Genomic DNA, 19,142 nt, shown 5'->3' with positions numbered 1-19,142 from the left:
CTGGGTTTAGGCGCGGCTGGCGGTCACGACCGTGCATTTCGCCTTGTTTGCGTTAACATTTACGAACCCGATCAGCATCCGCGGGTAGGTCTTGCGGCTCTTCATGGCGATGGTGTCCGGGATCAGCCGCTTGCGTTCGGTCACGGGGCTACCGTCGCCGCGGACGAAGGCGCAGGCGATCTCGATATCCTTCACCGCGAAATCATTGGCATTGCGCAGCGTCAGGGTGACCAGCACCTTCGAACCCAGCCCGCCGCGCCGCCAGGATTGCGAGGCGATCCGCAGCCCGTCCAGCGGCGATCTTTCAGTACCCGCCTCGGATGCTTTGGCGGCCTCGGCCGGCTGCGCGGCGGTCGCCACGCCGACCGTGGCCGGTTCGCTCGCCGGCGCGGCCGGGGCATCCTTCGCGGCTTGATTTGTGATTTGGGCAGGCTGCGCCCCGGTCGATGCATCCTGCGCGGTGCGGATGACGGCGGAAGACGCCGGCCAGACATCCTGGTTTCCGGCATCGCTCGGCTCGGGGAGCATGAACCACGCCGCAATTCCGGCGACCACGATCACCGACACCAGCAGGCTGGCGTAAAGGCCGCCCTCACCGAGACGTCCGGCGGCAAACCTTCGAAACGACGCCAAGCCGATCCGCATCGTCGTGCCCTCATCCTCGACGCCCGATCAAGCCGCCACCTAGCACAGAAGCCGCAGGCATCGCAGCATGCGCCACGGCCACAGGTCGAGCGGCCACGCGAGATCAATCACCGACGGCCGGAATGGTTTCATTCCGGGACGACAATCTTGCGGCTGGCATCATGGAGGGATGGTATCCCAACGGACCGCTCGCTAGATTTGCGCCGGCAGAGAGCGAGTGCTGCGCGCCCAAGCGCGCGCGAGAACAACAAGGAGATCGCAATGCCCGTCGTCACCTGGGATCACGTTCATCTGCGCAGTCCCGATCCCGAGGCCACCGCGACCTGGCTGCGCGACATTCTCGGCGGCGAGATCATCCGCGGCCCCGGCCGCATCGACGTCCAGCTCGGCGGCGCCAAGGTGTTCATCGCGGAGGTCACGCAAGGCGACGGCGTCAACGCCCCTCCGGTGACGCCGTATCAGGGGCTCGATCATTTCGGCCTGACCGTGAAGGACATCGACGCGGTCGCGGCCGAGATCAAGGCCAAGGGTGTCGAGTTCACCAAGGAGCCGACCACGATCCGCCCCGGCGTGCGGATCTGCTTCATCCGCGGCCCGCAGGGCATCTCGATCGAACTGCTCGAGCGCGACCAGAAATACGCGTGAGCGACGACCGATCCGCTACGTCATGCTGCCGGGCATGAAGCAGCGGATCGTCACGCCCATGTAGCTCTTGATCGGCCAGACCATCGCGCGGCCGACCCGGTTGGGCTCGGTGACCACGGCCTCGTCGGGAACATCGACCCAGGCCCCATCGAGGCGCACGCGGTAGTGCCCGTCCTTCGATTCCCAATCGACGTCGCTGACCGCGCTGCCGTCGGCGTCCGAGCAGCACGGTCCCTTGCCGCTGCGCAGACCGTCGAACCATTCCTTGAGGGGCGAATTGGCGTAGCGGCCGTCGGGATCGCGCGCCCGCGCGATTTGTACGGCCGCCGCCAACACCAGCATCATCAGCCCGAGAGACACCATCACACGGCCCGCACGACGGGCCCAAGTTCCATTGGCATTGCGAGGGCGCGCCAAACGGCCGCCCGATTCAATCCAGTCCGACATGTGTTTGCTCCAGCACTCACCGGCCAGTGCAATCAGAGCTATGCATTTCGCGGGCCAGTTCGATTCGCGCGCACGGTCCGCTGTCATCGCGCCGTCACACCGCCTGGCAGGAACCGAGGGTTCACGGTCACTCCGGATACCCCCGGAATCAACCTGCCTCATTGCACGAGGTTGCTCGCTTTGGCATAAAAAACCAATCTGGATTGCTGCGGGCGCGGCAGCCGGACCATGGGACGTCATGAAGAACGGGCTGTACTCAATCCACGTGACCCTGCTGGACGGACGCGTCGGCAAGGGCAGCGGAGTGATTCTTTTCCGCGACGGGCAAATTCTCGGCGGCGATGCCTATCTCTATTACACCGGCAGCTACACGGTGAAGGGCGACGCGTTCAAGGGCGAGGTCCTCGTGCAGCGCCACACCACGCCACGCGAGACCGACAACCCATTGTTCGGCGGGCCCGCGCCGGTCGGCATCGGCGTCTCCGGCACCTTCACCGACACCCGCGGCACCATGAGTGGAACCGCGCTGGTCGGCAAGGCGAGCCTGATCTTCGGCGCCACGCTGCACAAGCTCGCGGATATCGATTAGCTCTTCGAGACTCGCTGCTAGATCCGTCACCCTGAGGAGCGCGCCCTTGCGCGCGTCTCGAAGGGTCGACGGCCACCAGTCGGGCCGTGCATCCCTCGAGACGCCGCTTCACGGCTCCTCAGGATGGCGAAGCGAAGCAATCCAGCGGGCCGCTAGCGGAGAGATGGATTGCTTCGTCGCCACCGCTCCTCGCAATGATGCCGTTGGAAACGCCGTCTCACGTCGCGCCGTGTGCCTCGACATAGAGCGCGTAGATCGAATGGCATGACGCCATGTAGAGGCGGTTGTTGTTGGGTCCGCCGAAGGTCAGGTTCTCGCAGCGCCCCGGCAGGCGGATGAAGCCGAGCGGCTTGCCCTGCGGGCCGAACACCATGACGCCGTCGATATCCTCGGGCCTGCCCTTGAGCTGCCCAACCCGTCATCCTGAGGTGCGAGCGGAGCGAGCCTCGAAGGATGCACGGCCCGGCGGTGGCCATCGGTCCTTCGAGGCTCGCCGAAGAGGCTCGCACCTCAGCGACAAAGGCTTCGCCTTTGCGCGGGGATGACGGAGCTAAAGCTGGCGCCACCCACTCATCGCTCATTTACTCCGCCGCCTGCTCCAGCGGTGCGACGCGCGGCAGGATCATCTGAATGCGGGTGCCGTTGCCCGGCGCGGAATCGAGCGAGAGCCGGCCGCCGAGGCGCGTGGTGACGATGCTGTAGACGATGTGCAGGCCGAGCCCGGTGCCGCCCTGGTCGCGCCGCGTCGTGAAGAACGGATCGAAGGCGCGGCGGCGCACGTCGAGGCTCATGCCGCAGCCATTGTCGGCGAAGACCACCTCGACATAGTCGTTGCCGGAGGCGTGCACCTGGATCTCGACCTCGCCGGCCTTGCCGTTCGGGAACGCATGCGCGACCGCGTTGAGGAACAAATTGGTCAGCACCTGGCCATACGGCCCCGGATAGGAATTCATGATCAGGTTCGGCTCGCAATCGACGTTGAGCGTCAGATTGTGCTTGCGCAGGCCAGGCCGCAGACTCATCACCACCTGCTCGGTGAGATCGCCGAGATCGAAGGTGCGCTGGTCCGAATAATTGCGGTCGGCGGCGACCTGCTTGAACGACTGGATCAGCTCGGCGGCGCGGTTCAGATTGGCGACCAGCTGCGAGGAGGCATCCCGCGCCGTGTTCAGGAAGTCGTTGAGGCTCGAGCGGCGCAGGTCGCCGCGCTCGACCTGGGTCGCGAAGTTCGCGGTCTTGCGCTCCAGCGCCGAGGCCACGGTGAGGCTGATGCCGACGGGATTGTTGACCTCATGGGCGACGCCGGCGACCAGGCGGCCGAGCGCTGCGAGCTTCTCGGCCTCGATCAGCGAATTCTGGGTTTCCCGCAGATTGCGCAGCGCCGCCTCCGCGGAATCCCTCGCCTTACGCATCTCCTGTTCAGAGCGCTTGCGCTCGCCGATGTCGAGCGCGACCGTGACGATGTTCTCGATGTCGCCCTGGGCATCGAGGATCGGCAGCTTGTTGACCAGCCATTGCCGCATGTTGCCGGCGACGTCCTTGTACTCCTCCTCGTAGAAGCCGAGCTCGCGGCGTGCCGACAGGACCCGCTTGTCGTTTTCATCGGTCTTGGCCGCGCCGTAGCGCGACATCAGCTCGCCGGTGGTCTGGCCGATCGCGTCCTGCGGCTCGATGCCGAAGATGCCTGCCATGTAGCGGTTCATCAGCACGTAGCGCAGATTGCGGTCCTTGACGTTGATGACGGCGGGCACCGTGTCGATGACCATCTGCAACAGCCGGCGGCCTTCGGCGATGGCGTCCTCGGCGCGCTTCTGGTCGGTGATGTCGCGCACCGTGCCCTCGTAGCGGATCACCTCGCCCTCGTCGTTGCGCACGACGGTCGCGGAATCGGACAGCCACAGCACGGTGCCGTCGCGCGAGCGCACCTGATACTCGTAGTCGCGCACCGTGCCGTCGCGCAGCATCAGCTGCTGGTACTGCTCCCGTGCCGCCGGATCGACATAGACGGTGGAGGCGATGTCGCCGATGCCGTTGATCAGGTCCTGCGGCGTGGCATAGCCCATCATCCGCGCCAGCGCCGGATTGGCATTGAGCAGCGCGCCGCCCGGCGTCGTGACGTAAATGCCGTCGACGGACGCCTCGAACAGCTTGTGGTAGCTCTCCTCGGCGAGCCGCTGCTCGGCAAGCGCGCGCAGTGCCGCCTCGCGCGCGCTGTCGGCGTCGACCAGGGTCTGGCGGAACACTTCGGCGGCGCGCGCGATGTCGCCGATCTCGTTGTCGAGATCGGCACCCGGAATGAACGCGCTCTTTTCACCGCCCGCGACCTTGCGGATCGATCCGGCGATCCGGGCGAGCGGGCGAACGGTGCGGCGAACCACCAGCACCGAAGCGAACAGGCCGATCAGCACCCCCGCCGTGCCGAGCACGATGCTCTGCCATTTTGCCTCCGACAGCGTGCGCGCGAAATCGCGCGCCAGCACATGGCCGCGGCGCGAGCTGAGCTCGCGCAACAGCTCGGTGACCTTCTGGATCAGGCGGCCTTCGGCGCCAAGCACCTCGCGGTCGATGTCGGCGATCTGGCCCTCGCGCACCGAAATCGCGCTGATCGCCTCGGCATAATTGTCGACCGCGCCGCGCAGGGCGGGTTCGGCGATGGTCATCGCCCGCATGCTTTGCGCGGCCTGCTCGGCGGCCGACGTGTTGTGCGCCAACAGCGCGGTGGCAATGCGGCTCTGCGCCTGCAGCAGCGTGTTGGCCAGCGCCGCATCGTTGCTCGCGGCGACCGCCTTGTCGAACGCGTCGCGCAGCGCCGGCAGTCCGACGACGATCTCGGCACGGCGGCTGAGCAGCGCCGAGATACGCTCGATCCCGCTGCGATAGGTCGCCAGCCGCTGGGTGACGCCGTCGATCATGTCCTGCTGCTCGGGCGCCAGCTCGATCCGGGTCTTCTTCAGGATTTCGCTCAGCGACTGGGCTGCCTCTGCGACCTGCGCCGACTGGTTGCCGGGCTCGGTGACGAAGTCCCGCGCCGCCAGCCGCAGCTCGTTGGTGCGACGATCGATATCCTCGGCGATGTCGCCGACGCTTTGCAGCCGCTGCAGCTCGGCGAAGGTCGTATCGATGTGCCGGATCGCGATCACGCTGGCTGTGGACGTGATGATGATCACAGCCAGCACCAGCAGGAAGCTGCCGAACGTGAGCTGGCCAATGGAGAGGGAGAACGCACGCGGCGCTTGCGAATTCGGCGGCAATTCAGCGGTCATGTCATCAAGGCCGGGGTCCAATGCGCCCCAATATAAGGGAAATTACGGGCTTTGGGGAAACATGCTGAAGTCCCTCGCCGGCCGGCGGTGTGACCCGTGTCACCCGCCCGGTGGCCGATTCCGGCACAGGGTGAGGTCAGGCCTCGGCCGGCAGGATGCCGGCCTCCTTGATACATCCGGGGACATCCAGCCGGCGGCCGGTTTCGGGAGACAGCACATCAGCCGCGGCGGTCCTCCGCTCCGGGATCGCCATCGCGGCGATGACCTCAGGCCGTGGTGGTCCTTCGTGCCGGGATCGTCATCGCGGCGACGCCGATCACGACGCAGGCGAGCCCGATCCACGCCGTCGGGCTCAGCCGTTCGCCCAGAAAGGCGACGCTGAGCGCAACCCCGATCGGCACCCGCAGATAGGCCTGCGCGGTGGTGCCGACCGACCCCAGTGTCTGGATCAGGCGGAAGTAGATCACGAAGGCGATCGCGGTCGAGAACACCGCAAGCGCCAGCAAGGCGAGCAGCGAGCTGGTCGATGGCGTCAGCGTCCAGGGCCGTTCGACGGCGAGGCTGAGCGGAATCAGGACCGCCGCGCCCGCGATCAGCGAGCCCGCGGCCGGCGCCATCGGATCGAGCCCCTCGAAGCCGCGGCTGAAGATCGCGGCGCAGGCGTAGCAGATGGTGGCGGCGACGATCGCGACCTCGGCCACGATGCCCTCCCCGATATCGCGGAACGCATCGACGCCGACGATCAGGCAGATGCCGGCCATGCCGGCAATCACCCCGAACAGCTTGCGCGTGCTCGCGGCCTCATGGCGGGTGATCGCGGCTGTGAACAGGAAGGTGAAGATCGGCGAGGCCGAATTGAGGATGGTGGCGAGGCCGGCATCGACGAAGCGTTCGCCCCAGGCGATCAGCGTCCACGGGATCACGCTGTTGACGCAGGCCTGGAAGATGAAACGGCCCCAGGTCGGGCCATCCGTCGGCACCGTCACGCCGCGCATCCGCATGATGACGAGCAGCAAGAGCCCCGCGATCGCGGTCCGCGCCGCGATCAACGTGATCGGCGGAATGGTCGCAATCCCGAGCTTGATGAAGGTGTAGGAGCCACCCCAGAGGGTGGCGAGCGCGAGCAGCAAAGCCAGCTCGAAGCCTATAGGGGGCTGGCGCACGTCGCCGGTCGCGGGGCCGCTCAGGACGCGCTCCCTGCGAGCCAAGCGGTGGTTGCCGCAAACAAGCCTTCCCGCCCGTGTTCAAGATGCATCAAATGCGTAGCGCTCGGCACGACGACATCGGCCTTCTGCGACCCGCCCAGCGCATGTGTCAGCCAGGCGGCGTCGGCATCCTGGCAAAGGTTGTCCCATTCACCGCGGACGATCAGCGTCGGCGCCTCGACGCGGCGCGGGTCGTAGGGGAGCCGTCCCGACATCGCGCCGATGATGTCGGCCTGCGGCCCGTTTGGAATCCGGACCGCCGGCGGATTGCGTCTGCTCGCGCCGGCATCGCTCGCCAGATAGGCCGGCCCCCACTCAGCGAGGTCAGGTTCAATCAGCACCGGCGGATGGGATGGCGGGACGTCCTCGACAAATCGCTTCAACTGGTCCGCGATGGTGACCTCGCGCCATGCGCCGAGGCTCTCGGGTCGTGGCAGCCCCTGCAGCTCCCGCCGGACGATCGGCCCGAACAGCACGAGGCGACCGACGGCATCCGGACGATCGGCTGCAAAACGACCGGCCGCCATCGTGCCCCATGAATGCGCGACGATATGAACCGGCGCACCGGCGCGCACCTTGCGGATGTGATCGACCACCGCACCGACCTGGTTGGCGGCTTCCGGCGCACGGCCGAGCGGCAGGACCCCGCTCGCGGGCATCGACATCGGCCGCGGCCTGCTCGAGCCGCCGAAGCCGATGAAATCGAAACCCCAGACGTCGAAGCCGGCGGCATTGAGATCGTCTGCCCAGGATCGTCCGCCAAAGCGATAGCCGACCGACAGCGACGATGGGAACGTCGCACCGTGAACGTAAAGCACGGGGTCGCCCTCGCCCGGCCAGTGCCGCAGCAGCAGCGCGTCGTCGCTGCCGGGCAACGTCAGATGGACTTCGTCAGATAATTGCGCTTCGAAAGATGCTCGCACGTCCGCTCCTTTTGCGCCGGGCAATTGGCCCAGCGCGGTGACCGACGTGGTTATAGCGAGCTTCCGGTAGCGATACTTCGATACTCGCCGAAGTTTCGCAGCGCCGGCGCGAGCGACTTCAGCCCATCGCGCCGACGTCGAACACCTCGCCGTCGTAGCCGGCTTCCCTGGGGATCCGGAGCTGGCGGCCGGTGGCGGTCTTGGTCATCACGGGCATCACGGTGACGATCGGCTTGCCCCTGCTGTCGGCGAGCGCGGCGCCGACGTTCGGCTGCTTGCCGAGCCTGATCAGATTGCGCGTAGTCGGGAACGGCAGCTTGAAGCGGCCGGTCTCGCCGCCTTCCAGCGCCTCGCGCGTCGACACCCAGATCGAGTCGGTCGATTCCTTGCCGTCATGGGCGCCGAGTTGCTCGGGCGGCGCGGCGGCGAGGAAGAACCAGGTATCGAAGCGCTTCGGCATGCCTTCCGGCGTGATCCAGTGCGCATACGGCACGAGCTCGTCGAGTGCGAGCACCATTCCGTTGTCCGTGAGCACCTTGAGGAAGGTGATCTTGCCTTCATTCAGCGCCGCGCGATGCGCGGTCGCGATGTCGTTCGCACGCCCGGCGTCGACCAGATCCTTCGACCCCCGTGGCCGCGCCAGCAGGATGCCGCTCTCCTCGAAGGTTTCGCGGATCGCGGCGATGCGGAAACCGAGCGCATCGCCGTCGAGCCCTTCCCCGCCCGAATAGAGCGCGGGATCGGCGGCGATCTCCTTGTCGTTCTTGTCGACGCTGCCGCCCGGAAACACCAGCGCACCCGAGTTGAATTCGATCTGATGATGGCGGACCATCATGAAGACTTCAATTTCGGACGACGCTCCGTCACGCAGCAGCAGCACGGTCGACGCAAGGCGCGGGGCAACGATCTCGGTCATTACTGGCCTGCTGCACTGGATTGCGGTTGCAGATTGGCGCGACGGTCGACGCGCGCCACGCGGGAGAGCAGATAGTCGACCTCCGCCCTCGCCTGCGGCGTGATGACAGCACCGGGCTTGCGCTGGGCGCTGGAGGAGATGATGCCGCGCTTTTGCAGCACGTATTTGCGCACGGTCAGGCCAACGCCAGGCTGCTGCTCGTAGCGGATCAGCGGCAGATGCGCGTCGAACAGATCATGCGCGGCATCGCGCTTGCCCGCCTTCGACAAATTGACGACGTCGATCAGGAGCTCGGGGAATGCATAGCCCGTCATCGCGCCGTCGGCGCCGCGCTCCATCTCGAAATCGAGGAACAGGCCGCCATTGCCGACCAGGATCGACAGCGGCCGCAGCGAGCCGTCCTTCTGGAAGTTGCGCAAGGTCGAGATCTTCTCGAGGCCCGGCCAGTCCTCGTGCTTGAGCATCACGCAGGACGGCGAGTCCATCACGATCTTGCGGATCACCGCGGGCGTGAACACCACGGTGAGCGTCAGCGGATAGTCCTGCAGCACCCAGGGAATATCGTCGCCGATCGCTTCCTGCGCCTGCTTAAAGTAGCCGATGATCTGGTCGTCGGTGCGCAGATGCGGCGGCGGCGCGATCATGACGCCGGCGGCGCCCGCATCCATCGACTTCTTCGCCAGCGAGCGCATCGTGGCGAAGCCCGGCGCCGAGACGCCGACGATCACCTGCAGCTTCTTGGCGCGCTTGACGAAGCGCAGCGCGACCTGCTCCGCCTCCGCGGCGTCGAGCTTCGGCGCCTCGCCCAGGATGCCGAGCACCGTGACGCCGTCGCAGCCGACCTCGGTGTAGAAATCGGTCAGCCGGTCGATCGATGCCTCGTCGATGCGGCCGTCGTCGTGGAACGGGGTCGGCGCGATCGCAAAGGTTCCTGCGGCCTGGGCGGTGAGTTTGGTCATGGGTGCCTCATCTGTCTCCGCCTCTATACAGGGTCATTCCGGGATACGCCACTTGGCGCAGGCCTCAGATGCGCAATGGCGCATCGGGGAATCCATACTCCCGATCGTGGTTATGGATTCCGGGCTCACGCTTCGCGTGCCCCGGAATGACGGTATACATCAGAACCGCCGCGCGCCCATCTTGATCTGCTCCTCGGAGAAGAAGATCTCCTTGGCGTGGGAGGCGATGTCCTCGGCCTTCCAGCCGGTAAACGGCGGCTTCCAGCCCTCCATTTCCATCATCCGCATTTCGCGGACGCCGCGCGGGCCCGAGACGCCGAGAACCTTGCCGGTCTGGTCGCCCGACAATTCGCTGACCATGTAGAGCACGGCCGGCGCGATGCCGTCCGGGCCGAGCGCAGCACTCGGATTCTCCTTGTAGCGGGGCAGGTCCGCGGTCATGCGGGTCAGGGCGCCCGGCGCCAGCGTCCAGATCCGGATGTTGTACTTCCGGCCCTCGATCGCCAGCACGTTGGAGAGCCCCCAGATGCCGCCCTTGGCCGCGCCGTAATTGCTCTGGCCGAAATTGCCGATCAGGCCTGAGGTCGAGGACGTGTTGACGATGACGCCGCCGCCATTGTCGCGCATCCATTTGAACACCGGCTGGGTGCAGCAGAAGGTGCCCTTCAGATGCACCTTCATCACCTTGTCCCAGTTGGCTTCCTTGGCCTTGTGGAAGGTCTCGTCGAGCAGGATGCCGGCGTTGTTGACCAGGATGTCGGCGCGGCCGAAATGCTTGATGGCGTCGTCGAACACCGACTGGCCGCCGGCCATGGTCGAGATGTCGGCGCCGTTGGCGACTGCGCGGCCGCCTTCGGCCTTGATCGCATCGACCACTCTGTCGGCCATCGACTTGTCGGAGCCTGAACCGTCGCGCGGGCCGCCGAGGTCGTTGACCACCACAGCTGCGCCCTCGCGCGCAAACAGCTTCGCGTAGGCTTCACCAAGTCCGCCGCCGGCGCCCGTGATCAGCGCCACCTTGCCGTCGAGTAATCCCATGGTCGTTTCTCCGTTTTGTTCTTTCTTCTTCACCTCGCCCCGCTTGCGGGGAGAGGTCGATCGCCCTCGCGATCCGGTTGAGGGGGTACAGGTCTCTCCGCTGTCACAGTTCGCGGAGAAGCCCCTCACCCACCCTCTCCCCGCAAGAGCGGGGCGAGGGAGCCGACGGCCTCGGCGTGTGGCTACGCCAGCACCGTCTTGCCGCTCTTGATCACGGTGACGCCGCGCGACTTCACCTTGGCCTCGAACGACACCACGTTGCCGTCTTTCCACAACTCCATCGTCACGGTCTCGCCGGGAAACACCGGCGAGGAGAACCGCGCCGCGTGCTGCTTGAAGGCTGTGGGATCGTAATCGGCGTAGGTCTGCAGCACGCCGCGGCAGGTGATGCCGTAGGTGCACATGCCGTGCAGGATCGGCCGCGGGAAGCCGGCCTTCCTGGCGAACGCGGGATCGGAGTGCAGCGGGTTGCGGTCGCCGCAGAGCCGGTAGATCAGCGCCTGGTCGGGCCGCGTCGTGATGTCGACAACCTTGTCGGGCGCGCGCTCCGGCACCTTGTGCGGCTCGGGCTGGCCGTCAGATGGACCGCCGAAGCCGCCATCGCCGCGGGCGAAGCGCGAGGCGACCAGCGTGGCGAGCTTATCGCCCTTCTCGTCCTTCAGCACGGTCTGGTGGCGGATCACCGCGCCCTTGTCCTTGCCCTTGTCGAACACGTCGAGCACGGTCGAGTCGGCGGTGATGTGGGCCGCCGTCGCGAACGGCTTGTGGAAGGTGATGTCGCGCTCGCCGTCGACCACCATCACACGGTTCAGATTCATCTCGCCGGGACCGGCCCCCCAAGCCGCGACCGACGCGAAGGTCGGCACCACCTTGAGCGGACGCGGCGTTAGCACGCCCTCATTGACGAAGGCGAGCTCGTTCTCGTCCATCGGATCGGCGCCGAGACCAATGCCATAGGCATAGAGCATCACGTCGCGATCGCTGTAGCTGTATTTCTGGCCGAGGTTCTTCAGGGCCATCAGCTGTTCGTACACGATTGGCATTGTTGTTTTCTCCCCGAACTCTCTTGTCGACGGTGCCCTATTGAAGCGCCCTCTCCCCTTGCGGGAGAGGGCTGCACCGGCATCAAACGCAAACTCGTTTGGGAGAGGGGTTATCTCCACAAACACGTCTCTCGCGGAGAGACACCCCTCTTCCGGCAGCTTCCATAGCCGATGCAAAGCATCGGCGTTAATTAGTACGGCGGCCGAAGGCCGCCTACGTACCTTCCCCCACAAGGGGGAAGGTACTTTGAAGCTAGGCCGGCGTGAAGAACGGCAGCGGCGCGCCGTCGGTCGGCTTCCACACCACCTTGACCTTCTGGCCGATCTTCACCGTCTCCAGATCGCAATCGACGATGTTGGTCTGCAGCGACGGACCTTCCTTCAGCGTCACATAGGCGATCGCATACGGACCGGTCGGCGATTTCCGCATCAGGCTGTAGGTGTACACTGTGGCCTCGCCGCTCGACTCCTCCCACACCGTCTTGTCGGAGAAGCAGAACGGGCAGATCGCGCGCGGGAAGTAATGCGCTTCGCCGCAGGTGGTGCAGCGCTTGATCATGAACTTGCCCGCCTTCGCCGCTTCCCAGAACGGCGCGGTCTCCGGATTGGTCACCGGGGCGTTGTACTTCTTGGCTTCAGACATCACGCACGCTCCAGAATGCAGGTTGAGGCGGCGTGGCGAACGCCGAGCAGACCGCCGGTGCCGTGGGCGATCGCGAGGTCGCAGTTCTTAACCTGCACCTTCGGATGCGCCTCGCCGCGCAACTGGCGCACCGCCTCGAGGATCTTCGTCATGCCGCCGCGATTGACGGGATGGTTGCTGCACAGGCCGCCGCCGTCGGTGTTGAACGGCAGCTTGCCGACGCCCGAGATCAGATTGCCGTCGGCGACGAACTTGCCGCCCTCGCCCTTCTTGCAGAAGCCGAGGTCTTCAAGCTGCATCAGCACCGTGATGGTGAAGCTGTCATAGATCGAGGCGTATTTGATGTCCTTCGGCGTCACGCCTGCCTCTTCGAAGGCACGCGGGCCGGACCACACGCCGGCGGAGTATGTGAGATCGAGATCCTTGCCGCCGCGCGGGCCCTTCATCGCCTCGCCATGGCCGATCAGGCGCACCAGCGGCTTCTTCAGGCTCCTGGCAATCTCCGGCGTGGTAACGATCATCGCGCCCGCCGCCGTCGGTGACGACGCAGCAATCCATCCGGTGCAGCGGGTCCGAGATCATCGGCGAGCTCAAGACGTCCTCGACGGTCACGACCTCCTTCAGCATCGCGTGCGGATTGTATTGCGCGTGATGCGAGGCCGCGACCTTGATCCAGGCGAGCTGCTCGGAGGTGGTGCCGTAGTCGTGCATATGGCGCATGGCACACATGCCATAGGCATTGTGCGTGGTAGCCCCGTAAGCCAATTCGAAGTCCGCCTCGGCGCCGGAGGCGCGCGGCGGCATCGGGCCGGTGCGCGGCTTGCCTGCGAGCGTAACCAGCGCGACCGAACACTTGCCCGCCGCGATCGCCTCGGCGGCGTGACCGAGATGGATCAGATAGGAACAGCCACCGGTCTCGGTGGAATCGACGTGACGCAGCTTCTTGGTGTTGAGACCGAGATAATCGACCATCGGCCACAACCCGCCCGGTGCGTCGCCGGCACAGAAATAGCCGTCGATGTCGTCCTTGGTGAGCCCGGCATCCTCGATCGCCCCCTTGGCGACCTCGGCGTGCAGCTGTGCTGTTGATTTATCGGGTGCATGCCGGGTGGGATGCTCGTAGATCCCGGCAATGTAGGCCTTGCCCTTGATGGTCAAATCGCTCTCCGCTGACGTTTCTCGCTCCAGCGTTTTTCTGAACCGACGGCGCGACCTTGGCAAGCGCGGAAATATTCCGTCAGGCGAGACTGCCCTTATGCGCAGTGCGCGCACCCACAACACAGGTGTCGTCCCGGCGAAGGCCCATAGGCGCTAAGATAGTTTGATCATTGCCTGATAGCGGCGCTTGCGTCTGGGGGGCTCGCGCAGATGTCGCCGGAGAGCACGGCTTGCTCTGCGCAGACAAGCGATCGTGGGTTGGGGAATGACGGCTTGGAGCAATGAGGCGATGAGCTGACGTAGCAGGCGCCATGCGGAAGGTCCGGTCAGGCGGCTTCGTCCAAGCGGGGAGAGTCCTCGAGTTCGTCGACCAACGGCTCGAGCAGTAGAGTGATCAGCAGGTGAGCGAGGATATGGGGTTTAGCGGACCGCTGGTCAGTTCCGGGAGGTCCCTTCAAGCCAATCAAGCTCTTCAGCCGCTTGAAGCCGAGCTCAATCCGCCATCGCAACCGGTAGAGGGCAATGACGTCAGCAGCCGTGAAGTCCTCGCCCTTGAGCGAGGTCGCCAGGATTACCCAATCTGCGGCCTCAAGCGTTTGCCTGGAGAGTTGATGGCCTCCCTTCTGGGCTGTCCTGCGTGCCTTGCGTCGCGCCTCCGCGGCCGCATGCGCCGGCTTTTTGACCGCGACCAAGCGCACAGCAAGCGGTTGCGCACCGGACTTGCGCTCTATCCAGATCGGTCGATCGATCATGCCGCCTGCCAAGGCCTTGCGCAGCTCTGCGATGAGATCGACAAGGTTGCCGTTGCGATCCAGCCAACGCGCGCTCTTCCAGCCCGCGCGGATCACGAAGTCCGCGCCGGCATCGACCAGATGCGCCATGCGCTCTGGTTGCAGGTAGGCACGGTCGGCAAGACGGATCTCGCCGGCAGTCACGGGTATCCGATCCAGTGTCTCGCCTGCGCCCTCATCGGTCAGCTCGAAGTGCCCAAAGCGCTCTTGCGGAAGATCGAACGCACTGTGGATACGCCACACCGCGTTGTTTTGCCTGCCCTCGGTTCCGGCTTTGGGGACCGTCGTGGCGTCAACGATGCGGATCAGCCGACCGCGGCTTGCCTTCGGCGCACCACTCGCAAGTGCCTGACCTATCAGTTGCGCCAGCCAATCTCCGGACTGACGCAAGCGATACAACAGAGCCACGTTGGAGATGTCGACAAGGCCCACCGACGTCGCCCACGCCGCCGTCAGCCGCAGACCCCGCGTGCCCAGACAATACGCAAGGATCAGCCGCAGCAAATCAACCGCATTGGTGATCTCGCGCGGACGAACAAACGCCTTCGTCTCGCGCGCGCCAACCTCCAGAGCCTCAGCCCCACCAAGCCGAGCAACAACACGCGCCCAGTCTTCGTTCACAAGCGATTCGTGTCTCATCCCTTCTTGGAATCACATACAAATTCAACGCGCAAATCCTATTTTAGCGCCTATGGGCGAAGGCCGGGACCTACCCATAGCCACTAGGCTGCGCTCCGAGATAAGGCAGTGGCCCCAGCATCGCGCTACAATGAAATGCGGTGGTTGTGGCTCCCGTGTCGCGCTTCGCTTGCCCGGGACGACACTGAATATGTAGCGTTTGCCGGCAGGCTAGTGATGCTTTTCCAGAACGATCACCGCCCCAAGCGACGCGCATGACCACATCGATGCGGCATAGCAGTAGTTGGCCGGATAATCGCTGAGATCGAGGCGATCCACATTTGGATCCGCCAGACGACACTTCACTTCATCCTTCCAGAACGCAAAGCAATCGTCTGCCGCTATCCACCGCAGCAGAAGACCTACGTCGGCGACCACAAAGACCGAACCATCGCGCAGAAGCCGAACAATTTCTGCCTCGCCTATCGGCTCAATCCGACGCGCGTTCACCGCCCCGTTGTTGTCCCAGAGTTCCGCGAGCGGTGTCTGCGTGACGATTCTCTGACTCGCATCCATTTCCAAGTCGTGCCCCATCGAAGCATCAGCGCGTGGACGCGATGGCGGGTTACGCTTCGCTAACCGCCATCGCAGCTGAATACGTGGTATCTACTCCGCCGCCATCTGCCGCGGCGCGGGCGGCGGGTTGGCGAGGTCGGCGGCGAGTTGCGTGTAGCGAACCTTCGCCTCCTTGATCGCCTTGTCCTTGACCGGACCGTAGCCGCGGATGCGATCCGGCAGCGACAGCAATTCGACCGCGATGTCGTGATTGAGCGGCGACAGCAGGGTCAGCACCGTCGCGACATCCTTCTCGTAGCCCGCGATCAGATCGCGCTCGAGCTTGCGGTCGGCGTTGTAGCCGAAGATGTCGAGCGGCGTGCCGCGCAGGAAGCGGAATCGCGCCAGCACCCTGAAGGCCGACATCATCCACGAACCGAACGCCCGCTTCTTCGGCCGGCCCTGCGCATCGAGCCCGCCGCCGAGGATCGGCGGTGCCAGATTGAAGTTGAACTTGAAGTCGCCCTCGAACTGATCGCGCAGCTGCTTCTCGAAGCGGCCGTCGGTGAACAGCCGCGCCACCTCATACTCGTCCTTGTAGGCGAGCAGCTTGGCGTAGTTGATCGCGACCGCGCGCGGCAGCGCCTCGCCATAGCCGCCCTTGGTGGCGATGTCGCGGACCTGGTCGACCAGCTTGCGGTAGCGCTTTGCCAAACGCGCGTTCTGATAGCCGGTCAGCAGCGCCATGCGGTGGGTGATGATCTCATCGAGCGACATCGCATCCAGCGACTTGACCGGTGCGACGTCGTCGTCCTGCCCCTTCATCATCGCGGCGAGCCGCGCCGGATCGGCCGCGGCCAGGCGCCCGAGCTGGAACGCCTGCGTGTTCATCTTGATCGAGACCCCGTTGACCTCGATCGCCTGCTGAATCGATTCCGCCGACAGCGGCAGCAGCCCGCGCTGATAGGCAAAGCCCATCATCATGATGTTGGTGGCGATGGAGTCGCCGAGCAGCGCTTCGGCCGGCTTGGTGAAGTCGAAGAATGCAGAGTCCTTGCGCAGCTCGGTCTCCAGCACGCTGTTGACCTTGCGGCTCTGGAAATTGAAGTCGCGGTTGAGGATGAAATCCGCGGTCGGGATGATGTGGCTGTTGATGATGCCGACGGTGCGGCTCGCATCGCATAGCGTGATAGTGTCCTTCGATACCGCCACGACCTCGTCGGCCGCGAGGACGAGATCGGCCGTGCCGGTCACGATGCGCGAACAGGTCACGTCGGCGGTGTGCTCGGAGAGCCGGACATGGCTGAGCACCGCCCCGCCCTTCTGCGCGAGGCCAGACATGTCAAGGATCATCGAGGCCTTGCCCTCGATATGCGCGGCCATGCCGAGCAGCGCGCCGATCGTCAGCACGCCTGTGCCGCCGACGCCGCCGACCGCGATGTTGTAGGGACGATCCAGCGCGGGCTTCGAGGCCGGCTCCGGCAAGGCGCCGATATCGCCAAGCTCGGTGGGCGCGCGCCGCTTCAGGGTGCCGCCGTCGACCGTGACGAAGGACGGGCAGAAACCCTTCACACAGGAATAATCCTTGTTGCAGGTCGACTGGTTGATGGTGCGCTTGCGCCCCAATTCTGTCTCCAGCGGCTCGACCGAGATGCAGTTCGACTGCACCGAGCAGTCGCCGCAGCCTTCGCAGACGGCCGGATTGATCAGCACGCGGCGCGCCGGATCCTCCATCAGGCCGCGCTTGCGGCGACGGCGCTTTTCCGCGGCGCAGGTCTGCACGAACACGATCGCCGAGGTGCCCTTGGTGTCGCGGCACATCTTCTGGACGTTTTCGAGCTCGTCGCGATGGAACAGCTTGACGCCGGGCGCAATCGTGTCGGCCGGATAAGAACCCGGGTTTTCCGACACCAGGTAGATCTCGCGAATGCCTTCGGCGTGGAGCTGGAAGGTGATCTGCTGCGGCGACAGGTCGCCGTCGTGGCGCTGGCCGCCGGTCATGGCGACGGCGTCGTTGTAGAGGATCTTGTAGGTGATGTTGGCCTTGGAGGCGATCGACTGGCGGATCGCCAGAATGCCGGAGTGGAAGTAAGTCCCGTCGCCGAGATTGGCGAAGATGTGGTTCTCGTTGGTGAACGGCGCGATGCCGACCCACGGTACGCCCTCGCCGCCCATATGGGTGAAGGTCTCGGTCGAGCGGTTCATCCACAGCGCCATGAAGTGGCAGCCGATGCCGCCGAGCGCGCGGCTGCCTTCCGGCACCTTGGTCGAGGTGTTGTGCGGGCAGCCCGAGCAGAAATACGGCGTGCGGCTGACGGGTGCGGTCGCCTGCATCTGCGACGACTGGCGGCCGTTGAACCAGTCGGCCTTGGCGCGCAGCATCTCGGCGATTTCAGGATTGAGATTAAGTCGAAGCAGCCGCTCGGTGAGCGAGCTCGCAAGCGAGGCCACGCTGAGCTCGGCGGCGAAGGTCAGGAAGCGTTTGTCGTGATCGTCCATCTTGCCGACGATGCGCGGGCGCACGTCGTCGCGCCGGTTGAACAGCTCCTGCTTGACCTGGTTCTCGACGATCTCGCGGCGCTCCTCGACGATGAAGATCTCCTCGAGGCCGACCGCGAAATTGCGTACGCCTTCCGGCTCCAGCGGCCAGGGCATGCCGATCTTGTAGAGGCGGATGCCGATTTTGGCGGCGATCTCGGGCGTGACGCCGAGCTCGCGCAGCGCCTGGCGGATGTCCTCATAGCTCTTGCCCGAGGCCATGATGCCGTAGCGCGCGTTCGGCGAATCCATCGTGACGCGGTTGACCTTGTTGGCGCGGGCAAAGGCGATCGCGGCAAAGCCCTTGTAGTCCTGCAGCCGGCGATCCTGCTCGAACCGGTCGTCGGGCCAGCGGATGTTGAGGCCGCCCGGCGGCAATTCGAAATCGGCCGGAATGATAAACGGCGTCATCTCGTCGGTGAGGTCGATCTCGGCCGTGGTCTCGACCGTCTCGGTGATCACCTTCATGCCGACCCAGCAGCCGGAGTAGCGCGACATCGCGATACCCAGCAGGCCCATCTCGATCATTTCGTGGATGCTGGATGGGTAGAGGTAGGGCATCAGCGCGGAGATGAAGGCGTGGTCGGACTGATGCGGGACCGTGGAGGACTTTGCGCCATGATCGTCGCCGGCCAGGCAAAGCACGCCGCCGTGCTTGGCGGAGCCCGCCGCATTGCCGTGGCGGAAGACGTCGCCGCAGCGGTCGACGCCGGGGCCCTTGCCGTACCAGATGCCGACCGCGCCATCATATTTGGCGCCGGGTGACAGGGCGAGCTGCTGCGAGCCCCAGATCGCGGTGGCCGCAAGGTCCTCGTTCACGCCGGGCTGGAATTTGATGTTGTACTGCTCGAGATGCTTGCGGGCGGCGAACAGCTGCTGGTCGTAACCGCCGAGGGGGGAACCGCGATAGCCGGAGATGAAGCCTGCCGTGTTGAGGCCTGCGGCGCGGTCGCGTCTGATCTGCGCCATGGGCAGGCGGACCAGTGCCTGGATGCCGGTCATGAAGACGTGGCCGGTGCCTTGGGTGTATTTTTGGTCGAGGCTGATAGGCCCTTGGTTGATTCCCATTTAGCCCTCTTTGCGTTGGTCGCGACGCCTGCGTTTTAGCTAGTCATCCGAACTTGTTAGAACCAGTCTATGTCGGATTTTCCAGCCCGCGCAGCACA

15 protein-coding genes and 2 pseudogenes are annotated in these 19,142 nt (G+C 65.2%); 2 read left to right on the top strand and 15 right to left on the bottom strand.

All coding sequences use genetic code 11. The features are described 5' to 3' along the window. Window positions 1-6: 6 nt before the first annotated feature. The gene (locus ACVW1C_RS37515) at window positions 7-645 is read right to left on the bottom strand and encodes a hypothetical protein (RefSeq protein ID WP_456762529.1); all 639 of its coding nucleotides are present in this window, start codon (window positions 643-645) and stop codon (window positions 7-9) included. 261 nt (window positions 646-906) lie between these two features. Between ACVW1C_RS37515 and ACVW1C_RS37510 the strand changes: the two genes are divergently transcribed. Next, window positions 907-1,290, top strand: a complete 384-nt coding sequence (locus tag ACVW1C_RS37510) for a VOC family protein (protein WP_173642388.1) — start codon at window positions 907-909, stop codon at window positions 1,288-1,290. A gap of 15 nt (window positions 1,291-1,305) precedes the next feature. On the opposite strand, the gene ACVW1C_RS37505 is transcribed toward ACVW1C_RS37510, so the two are convergent. Continuing rightward, a complete protein-coding gene (locus ACVW1C_RS37505; RefSeq protein ID WP_375789532.1) occupies window positions 1,306-1,737 on the bottom strand; it encodes a hypothetical protein in 432 nt (143 codons plus the stop codon). 238 nt (window positions 1,738-1,975) lie between these two features. Here ACVW1C_RS37505 and ACVW1C_RS37500 point away from each other — a divergent pair, with 238 nt between their 5' ends. Continuing rightward, window positions 1,976-2,326 (top strand): GrlR family regulatory protein, encoded by a 351-nt coding sequence (locus ACVW1C_RS37500; protein WP_456762528.1) that lies wholly within the window; start codon window positions 1,976-1,978, stop codon window positions 2,324-2,326. A gap of 217 nt (window positions 2,327-2,543) precedes the next feature. Here ACVW1C_RS37500 and ACVW1C_RS37495 read toward each other — a convergent pair. From ACVW1C_RS37495 to ACVW1C_RS37435, 13 genes and pseudogenes are all read right to left on the bottom strand, one after another. Continuing rightward, window positions 2,544-2,744: pseudogene (locus ACVW1C_RS37495) on the bottom strand (SMP-30/gluconolactonase/LRE family protein); the annotation flags it as partial. A gap of 163 nt (window positions 2,745-2,907) precedes the next feature. Then, the gene (locus ACVW1C_RS37490) at window positions 2,908-5,589 is read right to left on the bottom strand and encodes a PAS domain S-box protein (protein ID WP_456762527.1); all 2,682 of its coding nucleotides are present in this window, start codon (window positions 5,587-5,589) and stop codon (window positions 2,908-2,910) included. Between the two features lie 266 nt (window positions 5,590-5,855). After that, the gene (locus tag ACVW1C_RS37485; protein ID WP_456762526.1) at window positions 5,856-6,797 is read right to left on the bottom strand and encodes a DMT family transporter; all 942 of its coding nucleotides are present in this window, start codon (window positions 6,795-6,797) and stop codon (window positions 5,856-5,858) included. After that, window positions 6,773-7,717, bottom strand: coding sequence for an alpha/beta hydrolase (locus ACVW1C_RS37480; RefSeq protein ID WP_456762525.1), 945 nt, complete (start codon window positions 7,715-7,717; stop codon window positions 6,773-6,775). The genes ACVW1C_RS37485 and ACVW1C_RS37480 overlap by 25 nt, the downstream gene beginning before the upstream one ends. A gap of 118 nt (window positions 7,718-7,835) precedes the next feature. Continuing rightward, entirely contained in the window at window positions 7,836-8,633 is a 798-nt protein-coding gene (locus tag ACVW1C_RS37475; protein WP_456762524.1) for an NUDIX hydrolase, read from the bottom strand. Beyond that, window positions 8,633-9,592, bottom strand: coding sequence for a dihydrodipicolinate synthase family protein (locus ACVW1C_RS37470; protein WP_456762523.1), 960 nt, complete (start codon window positions 9,590-9,592; stop codon window positions 8,633-8,635). The genes ACVW1C_RS37475 and ACVW1C_RS37470 overlap by 1 nt, the downstream gene beginning before the upstream one ends. Window positions 9,593-9,751: 159 nt before the next feature. Continuing rightward, window positions 9,752-10,630 (bottom strand): SDR family oxidoreductase, encoded by an 879-nt coding sequence (locus tag ACVW1C_RS37465; protein WP_456762522.1) that lies wholly within the window; start codon window positions 10,628-10,630, stop codon window positions 9,752-9,754. A gap of 182 nt (window positions 10,631-10,812) precedes the next feature. Beyond that, window positions 10,813-11,673, bottom strand: a complete 861-nt coding sequence (locus ACVW1C_RS37460; RefSeq protein ID WP_456762521.1) for a MaoC/PaaZ C-terminal domain-containing protein — start codon at window positions 11,671-11,673, stop codon at window positions 10,813-10,815. A gap of 253 nt (window positions 11,674-11,926) precedes the next feature. Further along, window positions 11,927-12,316 carry a Zn-ribbon domain-containing OB-fold protein gene (locus tag ACVW1C_RS37455; RefSeq protein WP_021080623.1) on the bottom strand — a complete coding sequence of 130 codons (390 nt, stop codon included), beginning with the start codon at window positions 12,314-12,316 and terminating at the stop codon, window positions 11,927-11,929. Continuing rightward, window positions 12,316-13,474: pseudogene (locus ACVW1C_RS37450) on the bottom strand (thiolase domain-containing protein). The gene ACVW1C_RS37455 and the pseudogene ACVW1C_RS37450 overlap by 1 nt, the downstream one beginning before the upstream one ends. Before the next feature lie 326 nt (window positions 13,475-13,800). Then, window positions 13,801-14,886, bottom strand: coding sequence for an IS4 family transposase (locus ACVW1C_RS37445; protein ID WP_456756830.1), 1,086 nt, complete (start codon window positions 14,884-14,886; stop codon window positions 13,801-13,803). Between the two features lie 228 nt (window positions 14,887-15,114). Further along, the gene (locus ACVW1C_RS37440; protein WP_456762520.1) at window positions 15,115-15,477 is read right to left on the bottom strand and encodes a hypothetical protein; all 363 of its coding nucleotides are present in this window, start codon (window positions 15,475-15,477) and stop codon (window positions 15,115-15,117) included. A 72-nt stretch (window positions 15,478-15,549) separates the two neighbouring features. Then, entirely contained in the window at window positions 15,550-19,044 is a 3,495-nt protein-coding gene (locus ACVW1C_RS37435; protein WP_456762519.1) for an indolepyruvate ferredoxin oxidoreductase family protein, read from the bottom strand. Between the last annotated feature and the right edge of the window lie 98 nt (window positions 19,045-19,142).

It is taken from the genome of Bradyrhizobium sp. USDA 4011 (genome assembly GCF_054063415.1).
Note: the sequence above shows the minus strand (reverse complement) of the source record. Positions and strands in the feature narration are given on the sequence as shown.